Raw genomic sequence first — 16,256 nt, 5'->3', positions numbered from 1 at the left:
CTCGGTCTGCGAACCTGCGCACAGTTGCCACCCATTCGAATCGCAGCGTTTGAAGGCAACTCCAGAAAATCGTAAGGAGCTTCAAATGAAATCAAAAAGAAATTCTCACCAACCCATCGACTGCCTCCACGAAGCCAAAACCCAAGGCTTCGCCTACCTCACGCCCGATGAACATCGACTTATAGAAACCCTGCGCTGGACCAGTCATGGCGGGCGGGCAATTATTTACACGTTGGCTCAAGACCTGGGCCGGGCGCGGCCCTGGGGTCAGCGCGTTTAATAATTGGAATACATCACCCGGTAGGAGGCAACTGTTGGCGAGGCGTTGGACCTGCGCAACCAGAACGACTGTCTCGCCAACAAGTTGCCTCCTGCCGGGGAAGTGATCCTTACCCAAATCCAAATTCCAGCTCACGCCCGCGACAATAATTGTTATAAGATCACATAACGATCTTTATCCAGTCATGCCCGGAGTCTGTTTTTATGCGCCGTCTGCTGCTCGCTTTGCCCTTCGCCCTGCTTCCACTCGCCATGGCTAATGCGGCCCCCGAGCATGATCACGACCACGAGCACGGTAGTCTCGGCGCGCATGAGCACGGTGTGGGTCGGCTGGACGTTGCGCTGGTCGGCGGCACGCTGGAGTTCGAACTGGACAGCCCAGCCATGAACCTCGTCGGGTTTGAGCATCTGGCTACCAGCGCCGAAGACAAAGCCAAAGTAGCCGCGGCCAAAGATGTGCTGCTCAAGCCCCACGCCCTGTTCAGCATCCCTGAAGCTGCCGAGTGCAACGTGGTTTCCCAGAAGCTGGAAAGCCCATTGTTCGGTGACAAGCCTGAGGCTGACGCGGACCATGATCACGATCATGACGCCAAAGACGCCCACGATGAGCACGAGCACAGCGAAATCCACGGCACTTACAAATTCACCTGCAAGGTCCCGGCCGTGCTGAAAACCCTCGACCTGTCGACCATCTTCAAATCGTTCCCGGGCACCGAAAAACTTCAGGTTCAGTTGATCTCGCCAAAAGGCCAGTCAGGTGCCGAAGTACGCCCAAGCAATCCAAGCCTGAAATTCTGATTCAGCTATTGTTGAAAACCGACCGGGCTTGCCCGGTCGTTTGATTTACACTCAGCCGGATTCCGAAGACGGTTATGACCCAAGCACTTATCGAATTGGCAGACCTTGGCTTCACGTGGCCAGGCCATGCGCAATTGCTGGATATCCCGGCGTTCCGCCTGGAACCGGGCGAAACACTGTTCCTCAAAGGCCCCAGCGGCAGTGGCAAGACAACGCTGCTGGGTTTGCTGGGCGGCGTGCAGAAACCCAATCGCGGCAGCATTCGCCTGCTGGGTCAGGAGCTCACCGAACTATCATCCGGTGAGCGTGATCGTTTTCGCGTCAATCACACCGGCTATATCTTCCAGCAGTTCAACCTGCTGCCGTTTCTCTCGGTGCGTGAAAACGTCGAGTTGCCGTGTCACTTCTCCAAAGTCCGCGCCGAACGTGCGAAACAGCGCCACGGCAGCGTAGAAAATGCCGCCGTTACACTGTTGGCTCATCTGGGTTTGAAAGACCCGGAGATGCTCAGTCGCCGCGCCGACTCACTGTCCATCGGCCAACAACAAAGGGTGGCAGCCGCACGAGCGTTGATCGGTCAGCCCGAATTGGTGATCGCGGACGAACCGACCTCCGCGCTGGATACCGACGCACGGGAAGCGTTCATCAAGTTGTTGTTCGCCGAATGCCGCGAAGCAGGCAGTAGCCTGTTGTTCGTCAGCCACGACCAGAGCCTGGCACCGCTGTTCGACCGCAGTCTGTCGTTGTCCGAACTCAATCGCGCCGCCGTCGCCGCAGAGGTTTGAGATGTATTTGTTTCGCCTAGCCATGGCCAGTCTGGCTAACCGTCGTTTCACCGCCTTCCTTACCGCATTCGCCATTGCCTTGTCGGTCTGCCTGTTGCTGGCGGTGGAGCGCGTGCGTACCGAAGCCCGCGCCAGTTTCGCCAGCACCATCAGCGGCACGGATTTGATCGTCGGCGCTCGCTCCGGCTCGATCAATCTGTTGCTGTATTCGGTGTTCCGTATCGGTAATGCAACCAACAATATTCGCTGGGACAGCTTTGAAGAAATCGCCCAAAGCAAACAAGTGAAATGGGCCATCCCGATTTCCCTGGGTGACTCCCATCGCGGTTATCGAGTGATGGGTACCAACGAAAACTACTTCGAGCATTACCAGTTTGGCCGCCAGCAACACCTGGAACTGGCACAAGGTCGGGCCTTTGCGACAGACCCCTTTGAAGTGGTGCTCGGCGCCGAAGTGGCCGATGCCTTGAAATACAAACTCGGCGACAAGCTGGTGCTGGCCCATGGCGTAGCGGCGATCAGTCTGGTCAAACACGACGACAAACCGTTTACCGTGGTCGGTATTCTCAAGCGTACCGGCACGCCAGTGGATCGCACGTTACACATCAGCCTCGGCGGCATGGAAGCGATCCATATTGACTGGCAAAACGGCGCGCCCGCTCACGGCAACGGACGCATTTCTGCTGATCAGGCGCGCAATATGGACCTGACGCCCAAAGCAATTACCGCGTTCATGCTGGGCTTGAACAGCAAGATCGCCACCTTCTCGATGCAGCGCCAGATCAATGAATTCCGCGGCGAGCCGTTGCTGGCGATCCTGCCGGGCGTGGCCCTTCAGGAACTGTGGAGCCTGATGGGTACGGCCGAAAAAGCCTTGTTCGTGATTTCGCTGTTCGTGGTCCTGACCGGTTTGATCGGCATGCTCACGGCCATTCTTACAAGCCTTAACGAGCGACGCAGAGAGATGGCAATTCTGCGCTCAGTGGGCGCCCGCCCCTGGCACATCGCAACGTTGCTGATCATGGAAGCCTTCGCCCTGGCACTCGCGGGAGTGGTCAGTGGCATGGTCCTGTTATACGTCGGCATCGCTTCTGCACAAGGCTATGTACAGAGCAATTACGGCCTGTTCCTGCCGCTTTCGCTGCCCAGCGAATATGAATGGACGCTACTCGGTGGCATTCTGGCTGCCGCGTTGTTGATGGGTGTTGTGCCTGCGTGGCGCGCCTATCGGCAGTCGTTGGCTGATGGCTTGTCGATTCGTTTATGAGGACGTTGAACATGCGGCGCCTGTTGTTGGTTTTGCTGTTGTCAGTCAGCTCACCGTTGTGGGCGGCCGAGCCGAAGGTGCTGACCTGGGAACAAATGATCCCGCCGGATGCGCCAAAAATCGCGCCGATCACTGCGCCCATTCATGACCTGTCGAAACTGTCCGATGCGCTGTCAGTGGAGTCAGCGCCCGCCGCGCATCAACAATCGCCCCACGCCCCAGTGGTCAAGGCGCTGGATGGCCAGAATGTGCGCTTGCCGGGTTATATCGTGCCGCTGGAAGTCAGCGAAGAAGGCCGCGTCACAGAGTTTCTGCTGGTGCCGTACTTTGGCGCGTGCATCCACGTGCCGCCACCGCCTTCGAATCAGATCGTGCATGTCACCAGCGAGCTGGGCGTGAAGGTCGAAGAGCTTTATCAGCCGTACTGGATCGAAGGTCCAATGCAGGTCAAAGCCTCGACCAGCGAGTTGGCCGACGCGGGCTACAGCATGGAGGCAGACAAGATCCTGGTTTACGAGCTGCCCGATAATTAGGCCTACCTGCGGGGGAGTTTGCCTTTAAATTCGCGCAATCCCGTGGGACAGGATTCAGCTGGGAAAGCAGGACTCCTGACAAAGCAGATGCAGCGGATGTGCCGGCCCTTTCGCGAACAAGTTCGCTCCTACCGGTTGGGCACAAAAGATCGTTTCAGGGGGCTTCATTGCGATTTCATTGAGCTGTGTCAAAGCCTTGGTTCAGACGCTCCGTACCATTGGCGACAGACAACTTGAATCGCCTTTTTGGAGCCCTCATGAACAAGACCCTGCTCAGCGCTTCCCTCTTCGCGCTGGCGCTCAGCGCCCCTTTCGCCGCTCAGGCTTATGAGGCGGGTGATTTCATCGTGCGTGCCGGTGTCGCGCACGTTGAACCAAATGAAGACAGCGGTGAGGTGAAACTCGACGGCACCAAAGTCTCCGGCACCAAGGCGACTGTTGATGGTGAGAACCAGCTTGGTCTGACGTTCGGCTACATGATTACCCCGCACGTGGGTATCGAATTGCTGGCGGCAACACCTTTCAGCCACACCGTTTCGGTCAAAGGTCTGGGCCCGGGCCTGGATGGCAAACTGGCAGATGTTAAGCAGTTACCGCCGACTCTGTCGCTGCAGTACTACCCGATGGAAGCGTCGTCGAAGTTCCAGCCCTACGCGGGTGTCGGCATCAACTACACCATGTTCTTTGACACCGACCTGACTGGCAATCGTAAAAGCCAGGGCTTCAGCAACCTGAAGATGAAAGACTCCGTCGGCCTGGCTGCACAAGTCGGCATGGACTACTTGCTGACCGACAACATTTTGGTTAACGCCTCAGTCTGGTATGTGGACATCGACACTGAAGCGACTGTCGACGGCCCTTCAGCCCTGAGCGTTGGCAAAACCAAAGTGAGTGTGGACATTGATCCGTGGGTTTATATGGTGGGTGTGGGTTACAAGTTCTAGGACGCTGACGCTGAGCCTGGACGTCGCGAACGCTGTACCCGTAGGACCGGCTTTAGCCGGGAGGGCATTGTCTCGGATGGAGGATATATTGCGAATGTACTGGCCCTCTCCCGGCTAAAGCCGGTCCTACAGGTGATGTGTTTACAGCCAAATATGCACCCACAAAAAAAGCACCTCACGGGTGCTTTTTTTGTGGGTCTGGATCAGCGACCGAGCAGTTTCGCCAGACCGACTTTCAACGGCGTCGGCTCATCCAGGGTAAACCGCTCCAGCAGGCGCTGATTGTTCGCTCGTGAGTGGCGGATGTCGCCGGAACGCGCGGTTTGATACGTCACTTGTGGCTGTTTGCCCACGACGTCTGCCAATGCCGCCAGCAACTGGTTCAACGATGTGGTCTGGTTCAGACCCACATTGACCGCACCCGACTCGACCTGCGGCAGATCCAGTGCTTGAGTCAGCAACTTGACCACGTCGCCCACGTAGAAGAAATCCCGTGTTTGTTCGCCATCGCCAAACACAGCGATGGGCAGGCCTTTTTCTGCACGCTCGGCAAAGATACTGATCACACCCGAGTATGGCGAGGAAGGATCCTGGCGCGGGCCAAAGATGTTGAAGAAACGAAAGATAGCCGGCTCCAGACCATGCTGGCGGCCGTAGAAGTCGAGGTAGTGCTCGCTGGACAGCTTGTCCGAGGCATAAGGCGTCAACGGCGCTTTGGGCGTGTCTTCGCTGATAGCTTCGCCCTCGCCATTGTTCCCATAGATCGCAGCACTGGAGGCAAAAACTACGCGCTTGATACCGGCCTCGCGCATGGCTTCACATACGTTCAACGTGCCGATGAAATTGCTTTGATGCGTACGCACCGGGTCGTCCACCGACGCTTGCACCGAAGCAACAGCTGCCAGATGCACAACCGCTTTGCAGCCTAGCGCAGCGCGCTTCACCAGATCGGCATCGGCAACATCACCCTCGATCAATTCGATACGGGGATTATCCAACGCAAGGTTGCTGCGCTTGCCGGTGGAAAGGTCATCGAGAATGCGCACCGAATGCCCTTGGGCCAGTAGTGCATCGGCCAGATGCGAGCCAATGAAACCGGCACCGCCGGTGATCAGGACGGGAAGATCAGACATGGCGGTAATAACGATCCAGAAGACTCGGCAACCCGGCACGCCATGCACGAGGTTTGACGCCGAAGGTATGAAGGATTTTCTTGCAGGCCAGCACGCCATGTTGAGGCTCGTCCGCTGCATCGGGACGTGCAGCGTGGGCCTGCGCAGTTGGTGACTCTATGGCCAGCGGATGCAACAAGCGGGCTTCGGTGAGAATCGCCTGCCCCAGCGCCAGCGGCGTCGTGGCCTCATGACCGGCGTAGTGGTAAGTACCCCACAACGGCGCTTCACAATCGAGCTGTTTGAGGACAGCAATCATGACCCGCGCGGCATCGTCTACGGGCGTCGGGTTGCCACGTCGGTCGTCGGCCATCAGCAGCTCTTGCGTCGATTCGGCGCGCTTGAGAAAACGCCCCAACACACCCTCGGCACTGTCATCGAGTAGCCAGCCGAAACGCAGCAGCAGGTGCTGCGGGCAGGTAGCTCGAACACTTTGCTCGATACGCAAGAGTGCCTGGCCACGTGCGCCCAACGGCACCGGCTCGTCTTTTTCACTGTAGGCCGTCGCCCGCGAACCATCAAACACCCGATAGCTGGAAGGCTGCAGTAACACAATGTTGTGATGCTGGCACAGCTCGGCGAGGCGCTCGACAGAGCGTTCCTGACTGGACAGGCGCGCGTCGCTTACGGATTCCGCCTGAAACCAGTCGAAATAGTAGGCAAGATTGATCAAGGCATCGGGGCGGGTGTCATCAAGCAGTTGCGTCAGACTCGCTGCATCCCATCCGTCTTGCGGTGGACGCGGTGCCAGGAAGCCAATGTCTTCCTCTGCACCCAGACGAATCAGCGCCTGCCCGAGGGCATTCCCGCCGCCCAACAGCATAAGGCGCATTCGCATAGAGTCAGCAGGCTCGGTATCAAATTCAGTTGAAATATTATGTGTAAAACGCCTGCAAACATATCACGTCGGCGCTTAACCCCCAACCGTTGAGGGCTGTGGGATTTTTCCTTTAGCTCCGCCCGACTCGTAGGACCGACTTTAGCCGGGAGGACTTCGGCACATCCACCCGATTTTCGTTGTCAACAAACCAGCTCTCCCGGCTAAAGCCGGTCCTACGGGCGGGCAGGCCTACACCGATCAAAGGCGCTTGCATCTTCCCCGTGCCACCCTCATTAATTTGCCCATGAACCTCCCGCTTATTCCCGACCCGGCACTCGACGGTTTTCATCCGGCGGTCAGTGCCTGGTTCCGCAATACCTTCCCCGCGGTGACGCCCGCGCAGGCGCAGGCGTGGCCGTTGATCAAGGCCCGGCGCTCGACGCTGATTGCCGCGCCCACCGGCTCCGGGAAAACCCTGACGGCGTTTCTGGCTGTGCTTGATGATCTCGTGCATCGAGGCCTTGAGCACGGCGGCGAGTTACCCGAGCAGACCTTCGTGGTTTACGTCTCGCCGCTCAAGGCCTTATCGAACGACATTCAGATCAATCTGCAAAACCCGCTGGCAGGCATCACGGAACAATTACAGCGCATGAATCTGCCGCCGTTGCGTATCAGCACTGCCGTGCGAACCGGGGATACGCCGCAGAAAGATCGCGCCGCCATGCGCAAGACCGCGCCGCACATTCTGGTGACTACGCCAGAATCGCTTTACGTATTGCTCGGCTCCGACTCTGGCAGACGCATGCTGGCCAGCACGCGCACGGTAATTGTCGACGAGATCCACGCCATCGCGGCCAGCAAGCGCGGCAGCCACCTGGCGCTGACACTGGAGCGGCTGCAAGCCCTGTGCAGCGAACCGTTGCTGCGCATCGGATTATCGGCGACGCAAAAACCCATCGAGCAGGTGTCGCGCTTTCTGGTGGGCGCGGACCCGATAGAGCGTCCGTGCACCATCGTCGATATCGGCCATGCACGGCCGCGGGACCTGGGGATCGAAGTACCGCCCGTGCCCTTGGGGCCGGTCATGTCCAATGATGTCTGGGAGCTGGTGTACGACCGCCTTGCCGAATTGGCACGTGAGCACCGGACCACGCTGATTTTCGTCAACACCCGGCGCATGGCTGAACGCATGGCGCGACACTTGAGTGATCGCCTGAGCCGAGAAGCAGTGGCTGCGCATCATGGCAGCCTTGCCAAGGAGCAACGGCTCGATTCCGAGCAACGCCTCAAACGCGGCGATTTGCAGGTGCTGATTGCGACGGCATCCCTTGAGCTGGGCATCGATATCGGCGATGTGGATCTGGTGTGTCAGATCGCTTCGCCGCGCTCCATCTCCGCCTTTCTGCAACGGGTCGGACGCTCCGGGCACCACGTCGGTGGCACGCCCAAAGGTCGGCTGTTTGCGACCTCCCGCGACGACCTGATCGAATGCGCCGCGCTTCTCGATTGCGTGCGGCGTGGCGAGCTGGATATTTTGCAGATCCCCAAAGCGCCGCTGGACGTGCTCGCACAGCAGATCGTCGCTGAAGTCAGCTTGCAGGAATGGCACGAAGACGCGCTGCTGGGAATGTTTCGTCGAGCGTCGCCCTACGCCGGGCTGGACGCTGATCACTATCAGGCATTGTTGAGTATGTTGGCCGAAGGCTATAGCGGAAGTCAGGGCGTGCGCGGCGCTTACCTGCATCGCGATGCCATGACCCGCACCTTACGGGGTCGACGAGGCAGCAAGCTGACCGCTGTCACCAGTGGCGGCACGATTCCGGATAACGCCGACTACAGTGTGATTCTCGAGCCGCAGGCGCTGAACATTGGCACCGTCAACGAGGACTTCGCGATCGAAAGCATCGCCGGGGACATCTTCCAGCTGGGTAACACGTCGTACCGCATCCTGCGCATCGAGAGCGGCCGCGTAAGGGTTGAAGACGCCCAAGGCCAGCCGCCCAACATTCCATTCTGGATGGGCGAAGCACCGGGCAGAAGCGATGAATTGTCGTTTGCCGTGGCACGCCTGCAAGGTCAGATTGACGAACTGTTAGGCGCCCACCCCGGCGATCTACAGCCTTGCACTGACTGGTTGATCGACACACTCGGGCTGAATCTGGCGAGTGCCGAGCAACTGGTGGATTACCTGGCGCGGACTCGCTCGGTACTGACTGCGTTGCCGTCGCAAGACACATTGATCATGGAACGGTTTTTCGACGAGTCCGGCGGTACGCAACTGATCATCCATACGCCGTTCGGCAGCCGACTTAACCGTGCCTGGGGCCTGGCGTTACGCAAACGCTTCTGCCGCACGTTCAATTTCGAGCTTCAAGCCGCCGCCAGCGAAGACGCGATTGTGCTGTCGCTGTCCACCAGCCATAGCTTCGAACTGGATGAAGTCTGGCGTTATCTGAACGCCAACACAGCGGAACATCTGCTGATTCAGGCCGTACTCGATGCGCCGCTGTTCGGCGTGCGCTGGCGCTGGAATGCCGGGACCGCGTTGGCGCTGCCGCGCTACACCGGCGGACGTAAAGTCGCGCCACAATTGCAGCGCATGAAAAGCGAAGACCTGATCGCAACGGTTTTCCCCGATCAGATCGCCTGCCTGGAAAACATCGTCGGCGAACGTGAAGTGCCGAACCATCCATTGGTGGAGCAAACCCTCGACGATTGCCTGCACGAAGCGATGGACACTGAAGGATGGCTGAAGCTGCTGCGGCGCATGGAACAGGGCGAAGTCCGGCTGATTGCGCGCGACCTGCCCGCACCGTCACCGCTGGCCGCCGAAATTCTCAACGCGCGGCCCTACGCCTTTCTCGACGACGCCCCCTTGGAGGAGCGTCGCACTCAAGCCGTGCTCAATCGGCGCTGGAGTGATCCGCAATCTTCGGACGATCTCGGCGCGCTGGATGCCGACGCTATTGCCGCAGTCAACGAAGAAGCCTGGCCTCAACCACAGAACATCGACGAGATGCATGAAGCGTTGATGAGCCTGAGTTGTGTCAGCAACACGGAGGCCGGCGCGAATGGGAGTTGGCTGAAATGGCTGGAATCCTTGGCCCGTTCCGGCCGCGCCACGTGTTTCGAGGTCGGCGCCGATGAGGGGTTGTGGGTGCCTTTGGAACGCCTCACATGCCTGCGGGCCATTTATCCACAGTCGAACATGCACCCACCGTTAAGTGCCCTGCCCGGCTTCGATGATGCATGGGACGCCGATGAGGCGATCGTTGAAGTGGTGCGCGCCCGCTTGAGCGGCTTTGGCCCGATGCCAACGCAGGACATCGCCGAGCCGTTGGCGTTGAGCGCCAGCAGCGTGGCTCAGGCGCTGGCTCGGCTGGAAAGCGAAGGCTACGTGCTGCGCGGACGCTTCAGCCCCGGAGCCACTGAGGACCAGTGGTGCGAACGGCATTTGCTGGCGAGGATTCATCGCTACACCGTCAAGCGACTGCGCCGGGAAATCGAGCCGGTATCATTACAAGACTTCATGCGCTTTCTATTCGACTGGCAGCATTTGTCCACAGCCACGCGCAGCCAGGGCCGAGCAGCGCTGCCGGAAATCATCAGTCAACTTGAGGGCTTCAGCGCTGCCGCCGGGGCTTGGGACAGCGACTTGCTGTCGGCCCGGATCAAGGATTACTCGTCACTCTGGCTCGATGAAATCTGCCGCTCGGGCAAGGTCGTCTGGACGCGACTGGCCGCCCACACTAAAACCGGCGCGGTGGCGTTGCGCAGCACTCCGATTGTTTTGCTGCCCCGCAGCCAGGTCAGCTTATGGAGCGGCTTGACCGAGCAGCCAGAGCCCGACGAGTTGTCGCCCAAGGCGCAGAAAGTACATGCGGCACTGACCCAGCAAGGCGCGATGTTTTTTGATGAACTGGTGAGCGAAGCGCATTTGCTACGCGCGGAACTTGAAATCGCGCTGCAAGAGTTGGTGGCTGCCGGGTTGGTGAATGCCGACAGCTTTGCCGGGCTCCGCGCCTTGATCACTCCGGCCAGCAAGCGCTCGGCGCACACCAGCCGACGTAATCGCGGAGCGTTTATTGGCGGCATGGACGATGCCGGGCGTTGGGCGTTACTGAAGCGTTCGACGCGTCCGGCCACTGTCGCCAGCAAGCGCCCACAACCTGTAGACCCGCAAGTGCTGGAGCATGTCGCGATGACTCTGTTGCGCCGGTATGGCGTGGTGTTCTGGCGATTACTGGAACGCGAAGCCGACTGGCTGCCAAGCTGGCGGGAATTGCTACGCACCTTTCATCGGCTTGAAGCACGGGGTGAAATCCGCGGCGGGCGCTTCGTCAGTGGTCTGGCGGGCGAGCAATTCGCACTGCCTGAAGCCATCCCGGTGCTGCGCGAGATTCGCAAACGTCCACTGGACGGCAGCCTGATCAGCCTGAGCGCCGTTGATCCGCTGAATCTGCAAGGCACGCTGCTGCCAGGCAGTAAAGTGCCCGCGCTGGTGGGCAATCGGCTGGTGTATCGCGATGGGATTCCGGCTGCAGCAGTGATTGCGGGCAAACCCCAGTATTGGCTGGAGCTGGAACCGGAAGCGATGGCGCAGGTGCGGGACAGGTTGTTGCGCTGACTTTGAAAAGCACCGATTCCCTGTGGGAGATTCTATGTTGGCCTGCAAGCTTGCTCATGCGCTATTGACCTTGTAGGACCGGCTTTAGCCGGGAGGGCAGTATTTCTGGCGATGGATTTTTAGCCGATGTACTGACGTCCTCCCGGCTAAAGCCGGTCCTACAGGCGGGTCGGCTAAAGCCGGTCCTACGAGGGGGCGCAGGAACTGTGGGAGCCGGGCTTGCCCGCGATGAAGAATGACTCGTCAGGCAGCTGCTCCGCGGCGCCTCGATCGCGAGCAAGCTCTGCTCCCACCAGTCAGAAGTCAGCCGGGTTTCACGGGCGGGCTCTCCGAGCCATCAACGTTCACCACATTGCCTTTGCCCGACGCGGGTTGCGCATCTCTGTCGACAGAAAGCTGCTGTACATGCCCCGCATTCGGGCTGATCACCGTCTGTGGATAAGTTTGCGCGAAGCGAACGTCATCGGATTTATCCACAAGCTTTTTCAAACGCTCGTTGAACGCACGGCCAACGGCGTACTGCCCGCCTGAAGAGGTCCGGAACTGCGCCGTGAGCACCACGCCGTTGAGGTCCATGCGATCCACACCGAAAACTTCCAGCGGCCCTTGCAGATTGCCCTTGAGCAGGATGTCTTCGCTGATTGACTGGCCGGCTTCACGAATCAGGGACAGCGCGCTGTCGATGTCGGAATCGTAGGTGAACTGCACCGAGAAGAACGCGTAAGCAAATTGCCGGGACTGGTTAGTCACTGCCTTTATCTGGCCGAACGGCACAGAATGTACAAAGCCTTTGCCGTCACGCAGACGCACGGTGCGAATAGTCAGGCTTTCAACCGTTCCCGAATGGCCGGTGCTGAGTACCACCCAGTCGCCAATGGAGAAGGTGTCTTCAATGATGATGAACAGACCGGTGATGACATCCTGCACCAATTGCTGAGAGCCAAAACCAATCGCCAGGCCGACCACCCCCGCACCCGCCAGCAGTGGCGCGACGTTGATGCCCAGGTTGGCCATGGTGGTGATGGCGCAGATCACCACCAAAATGATTTTTATCGCATTACGCAACAGCGGCAGAATCGTCTTGATTCGCGTACTCGGCTGACGAGACGACCGATGATTGATCGGAGTTTTCAGTGCTTCCTGAATCGCGGTGTCGAGCACCACCCACAGCATCCAGGTGACCATGAAGATCAGACCAATGCTGCTCAGCGATTCACCGATGGCTCGTCCCAGGCTGTTGCTCTGGGCAAACTCGAACAGCGAAAAACCCCAGATCTGACCGAGGATCTCGATAAACGCGACCGCCAGAACAATCCGCGTCAGCCCGTGGGCCAGATTCAGCAACCGCGCCTTGTAGATATGCCCACCACGCCCTTCAACCGTCGTGGGTTTGAACAGGTGCTGGAAAACCGTACTCAAAAACACCGTAGCAATCAGCAATACCGTTGTGAACAACGCGCAACGCAAAGCCTTCTGACTGTCTTCCCCTGCACCAATCAGATTCACCGCGGAAACCAGAATCATCAGCAGAATCGGCAGATACCAAAGGTTTGAGAACACCTTCAGAGACTCTTGCAGTGCGGGTCGTGCCAGGCGGCTGCTTAGCGAGCGATTGCGTATGAGATGCGCGATAGGGCGACGCACCTTGATTACCAACATGCAGAACACGACTGATGCAAACAGCCCGGTAAACACCGCAACGCTGGTAGTGACGTTGTTGCCAATCTGGCGAGCGATCTGCGGGCTGGTCAAGGCGTCGCTGAGGGCCGCCATAAACCCGATAACAAACAGCGGCTTCGGGCTGAAGCGGCGAATCATTCGCACCGCAGCACGCTTGTGCCCGTAGTTGAACATGACGATCACGCACAACAACACTGACGTGGAGACGATGCCGCTACTGGTGGAGTAAGCCAGACACAGCGCCAACGCACGCCCCACCGAAGCCGTCAGGAAGTGACTGGCGTATAGGGTCAGAGGCAGGCTGATCAACGCGGGCAAGGTGTAGGGCAATACATAGCCAAGCAACGCCTGACTGCGTTCACGTACCTGGAAAAACGGGCGGCGGCTGAGGCGCATGGCGACGAAACTGCCGAGCGTAGTCAATGCGGCGAAAGCGCCGATCCACACCACCGAGAGCATCAGGAAGTCGCCGACAACGCCCCACTTGGAACGCGAGGTCGGCTTGTTGACCAGCTTGTCCAGCTCATCGGCCGCCCGGTCTGCGCGCAGGCGCCAGCTGTCGAGCAGTCGGCCATCCAGCGACAGGGTTTCCTGCACATCATCAATGCTGGAACTGAGGACGCCAAGCAAACCGCCCTGCACGAGAATTTCCGGTGCAGCAGGTGTCTCGGGAGTATCAGGTGCTGCATCTGCAGACGCAGCAGGAGCGGCAGCCGCTTGCTCGGCAGCCTGCACGTTAAAGCTGCCAGCAACGAGCAGCATGCAAAGCAGGACGATGGACTTGAAGTTCAACAAAACGCGGGGCACTCCTCGATGGTCAGGGCTCTGTCTGTCAGGCAATAGGAACTGATTCGTATACGGCGGACAAGTTCGGTTTTCGCCTGCCAATCCAATGACAACCACTGGAGAAAGCACAGCGAACCTTCCATAGGCCCCCACGTCAGAGTTGCATAAGACGTTCAGCGCGGCTGTTCGGCAAGAGGAAACCCTGATGCTCATTCATCCCCGGACACGCTATAAACCTTACAAAATGGCAGCAGGAGGTTGGGGCTCCGCCATGTCGGTCATGAGTATTCTCTGGCGTGAACAGACACTGCTCAAAGGGACGGGTGCGCTGACCCGGCAAAACAAGCCGGGAGGCTTCGCCTGTGTCAGCTGTGCGTGGGCCAAACCCGGCAAACCTCACGCGCTGGAGTTCTGCGAAAACGGAGCAAAAGCCACAGCCTGGGAATTGACCTCACTGAAAACCGGCCCTGAGTTCTTTGCCCACCACTCAGTCACAGAGCTGCTGCAATTGCCCGATTACGACCTCGAGCAGAATGGCCGCCTGACCCACCCGATGCGCTACGACCCCAAAACTGACCATTACCGCGAAACCACTTGGGAGCAGGCTTATCTCGAGATAGGCACGCAGCTAAAAAACCTGGACCCGGATAGCGTCGCGTTTTATGCCTCAGGGCGCGCCTCCCTTGAAACCTCCTTCATGTACCAGCTCTTCGCCAGAGCTTACGGGACAAACAACCTGCCAGACAGCTCCAACATGTGCCACGAAAGCACCTCGGTGGGATTGCAGGAAAGCATTGGCGTCCCCGTAGGGACTGTGACGCTAGAGGACTTCAAGCAGACCGAGTGCATCTTTTTCTTTGGGCAGAATGTAGGCAGCAACAGCCCGCGCATGCTTCATGATCTGCAAGAGGCACGCAGTCGAAATGTGCCGATCATCACGTTCAACCCCATCCGGGAACGAGGACTGGAACGCTTCGTCAATCCGCAATCACCTGTCCAGATGCTCGGTCCAGACTCGACAGTGATCAGCACCCAGTACCATCAGGTAGCAATAGGCGGTGACATTGCAGCCGTCATGGGCATAGCCAAGGCATTGCTGGAAATCGACAAGACCGCACTGATCAAGGGCGAGCCTCCAGTGATTGATCAAACGTTCATCGGCCAACATACCGAAGGCTTCGCCGAATTTATCAATACGGTACGTAACTGCGGATGGGACACCCTGAAGGAACGCTCGGGGCTCACTCGTGAGGCCATGGAGGCGGCGGCGACGGTTTATGCCGCCAGCGAACGGACCATCGTTGTTTACGGAATGGGCATCACTCAACACCGTAAAGGGGTTGAAGCCGTACAGATGCTGGTCAACCTGCTGATGCTGCGCGGTAACATCGGCAAACCCGGTGCTGGTATCTGTCCGGTGCGCGGTCATTCCAATGTGCAAGGTCAGCGAACCGTCGGCATCACTGAAGACCCAGGCAAGGTGCCTGTGGATAACATTGAGAAGTCGTTCGGGTTTCAGGTCCCGAAAAACAAAGGGCGTGCGACCGTGGAAACCTGCGAAGGCATCGTTGACGGCAGCGTGCGCGGTTTCATCGGTCTGGGCGGTAATTTTCTCCGGGCGATTCCCGACACCTCACGCATGGAACCTGCCTGGAAAAATCTGCAACTGAGCGTACAAATTGCCACCAAGCTCAACCGCACCCACCTGGTTACGGCGAAAAACACTTGGCTGCTACCGTGCCTCGGCAAGATTGAAATCGACCGCCAGAACGGTCACGCACAAAGCTATAGCACAGAAGACAGCACTGGCTGCATTCATGGCTGGAAAGGCACCAGCGAACCGGCGAGCGAACAATTGCGCGCCGAGACCGCGATCATTGCGGGCCTGGCCGAAGCGACACTGACGGGAACCGAGCACATAGACTGGGATGCCTGGCGCAGTGACTACAGCAAGATTCGCCAGGCCATCGCGACCGTGTACCCGGAAATTTTTCATGATATGGAAACCCGGATGTGGCAAACCGGTGGCTTTCATAAACCGATCCCGGCCATTCAGCGTGAATGGAAAACCGAGAGCGGGCGTGCCCATTTCATCACTCCACAATCCCTTGATGAAGACAGTGACGTCAGCCCGGGATCTGATTTCCATGATGTTCTGCAACTGATGACGCTACGCAGCAATGACCAATTCAACACCACGATCTATGGCTATGAAGATCGCTTTCGGGGCGTCAGCGGTACACGTTCGGTGATTTTCATGAATCGTAACGACATCGTACGGCTCGGCTTTACCGCAGGTGATTGGGTATTGCTAAAGACAGCGGTAGAACCGGAAACACCGCGAGAAGCCGGGCCAATGCAAATCATCGCTTATGACATTCCCGAAGGATGCAGCGCGGCGTATTACCCGGAATGCAATCCGTTAGTGCCGCTTTGGCACTACGCAGAACGGAGTAAGGTCCCCGCCGCCAAATCCATCCCAATCACCCTTATCCGTGCAGAGCCAGACTCTGTGCAACGCAAACGGGCGATCCCGAAAACTGATCAGGTGGTTTAAGGGATACG

Annotated in this window: 11 protein-coding genes; 8 read left to right on the top strand and 3 right to left on the bottom strand. The window is 58.5% G+C overall.

Features of this window, described 5'->3' with window-relative positions; genetic code table 11:
* Positions 1–85 precede the first annotated feature (85 nt).
* The 6 genes from AO242_RS29275 to AO242_RS07185 all read left to right on the top strand — a co-directional run bounded on the left by AO242_RS29275 (position 86) and on the right by AO242_RS07185 (position 4,606).
* A complete protein-coding gene (locus tag AO242_RS29275; RefSeq protein ID WP_141562192.1) occupies positions 86–280 on the top strand; it encodes a hypothetical protein in 195 nt (64 codons plus the stop codon).
* Positions 281–483: 203 nt separating this feature from the next.
* On the top strand, positions 484–1,077 hold the full coding sequence (locus AO242_RS07205; protein ID WP_099268187.1) for a DUF2796 domain-containing protein: 594 nt from the start codon (positions 484–486) through the stop codon (positions 1,075–1,077).
* A 74-nt stretch (positions 1,078–1,151) separates the two neighbouring features.
* Positions 1,152–1,862 carry an ABC transporter ATP-binding protein gene (locus tag AO242_RS07200; protein ID WP_099268186.1) on the top strand — a complete coding sequence of 237 codons (711 nt, stop codon included), beginning with the start codon at positions 1,152–1,154 and terminating at the stop codon, positions 1,860–1,862.
* A 1-nt stretch (position 1,863) separates the two neighbouring features.
* On the top strand, positions 1,864–3,129 hold the full coding sequence (locus AO242_RS07195) for an ABC transporter permease (protein WP_027901692.1): 1,266 nt from the start codon (positions 1,864–1,866) through the stop codon (positions 3,127–3,129).
* An 11-nt stretch (positions 3,130–3,140) separates the two neighbouring features.
* Positions 3,141–3,662: a DUF3299 domain-containing protein gene (locus AO242_RS07190; protein ID WP_099268185.1), complete on the top strand. Its 522-nt coding sequence runs from the start codon at positions 3,141–3,143 to the stop codon at positions 3,660–3,662.
* A gap of 257 nt (positions 3,663–3,919) precedes the next feature.
* Positions 3,920–4,606, top strand: coding sequence for an OmpW/AlkL family protein (locus AO242_RS07185; RefSeq protein ID WP_099268184.1), 687 nt, complete (start codon positions 3,920–3,922; stop codon positions 4,604–4,606).
* A 203-nt stretch (positions 4,607–4,809) separates the two neighbouring features.
* Here AO242_RS07185 and AO242_RS07180 read toward each other — a convergent pair whose 3' ends face one another.
* Together AO242_RS07180 and AO242_RS07175 are read right to left on the bottom strand one after the other, a co-directional pair.
* The gene (locus AO242_RS07180) at positions 4,810–5,739 is read right to left on the bottom strand and encodes an NAD-dependent epimerase/dehydratase family protein (protein ID WP_099268183.1); all 930 of its coding nucleotides are present in this window, start codon (positions 5,737–5,739) and stop codon (positions 4,810–4,812) included.
* Complete coding sequence (locus AO242_RS07175; RefSeq protein WP_049827086.1) at positions 5,732–6,616, bottom strand: sugar nucleotide-binding protein; 885 nt, start codon at positions 6,614–6,616, stop codon at positions 5,732–5,734. Before AO242_RS07175 ends, AO242_RS07180 begins: the two co-directional genes overlap by 8 nt.
* A gap of 286 nt (positions 6,617–6,902) precedes the next feature.
* Between AO242_RS07175 and AO242_RS07170 the strand changes: the two genes are divergently transcribed.
* On the top strand, positions 6,903–11,225 hold the full coding sequence (locus AO242_RS07170; protein WP_099268182.1) for a DNA glycosylase AlkZ-like family protein: 4,323 nt from the start codon (positions 6,903–6,905) through the stop codon (positions 11,223–11,225).
* A gap of 303 nt (positions 11,226–11,528) precedes the next feature.
* Here AO242_RS07170 and AO242_RS07165 read toward each other — a convergent pair whose 3' ends face one another.
* Positions 11,529–13,667: a mechanosensitive ion channel family protein gene (locus tag AO242_RS07165; RefSeq protein ID WP_099268233.1), complete on the bottom strand. Its 2,139-nt coding sequence runs from the start codon at positions 13,665–13,667 to the stop codon at positions 11,529–11,531.
* A 229-nt stretch (positions 13,668–13,896) separates the two neighbouring features.
* On the opposite strand from AO242_RS07165, the gene AO242_RS07160 reads away from it, so the two are divergent.
* On the top strand, positions 13,897–16,248 hold the full coding sequence (locus tag AO242_RS07160; protein ID WP_099268181.1) for an FdhF/YdeP family oxidoreductase: 2,352 nt from the start codon (positions 13,897–13,899) through the stop codon (positions 16,246–16,248).
* The last annotated feature ends 8 nt before the right edge of the window (positions 16,249–16,256 follow it).

The organism is Pseudomonas sp. ICMP 561, from assembly GCF_002699985.1.
Classification (GTDB): Bacteria; Pseudomonadota; Gammaproteobacteria; order Pseudomonadales; family Pseudomonadaceae; genus Aquipseudomonas; species Aquipseudomonas quasicaspiana.
Note: the sequence above shows the minus strand (reverse complement) of the source record. Positions and strands in the feature narration are given on the sequence as shown.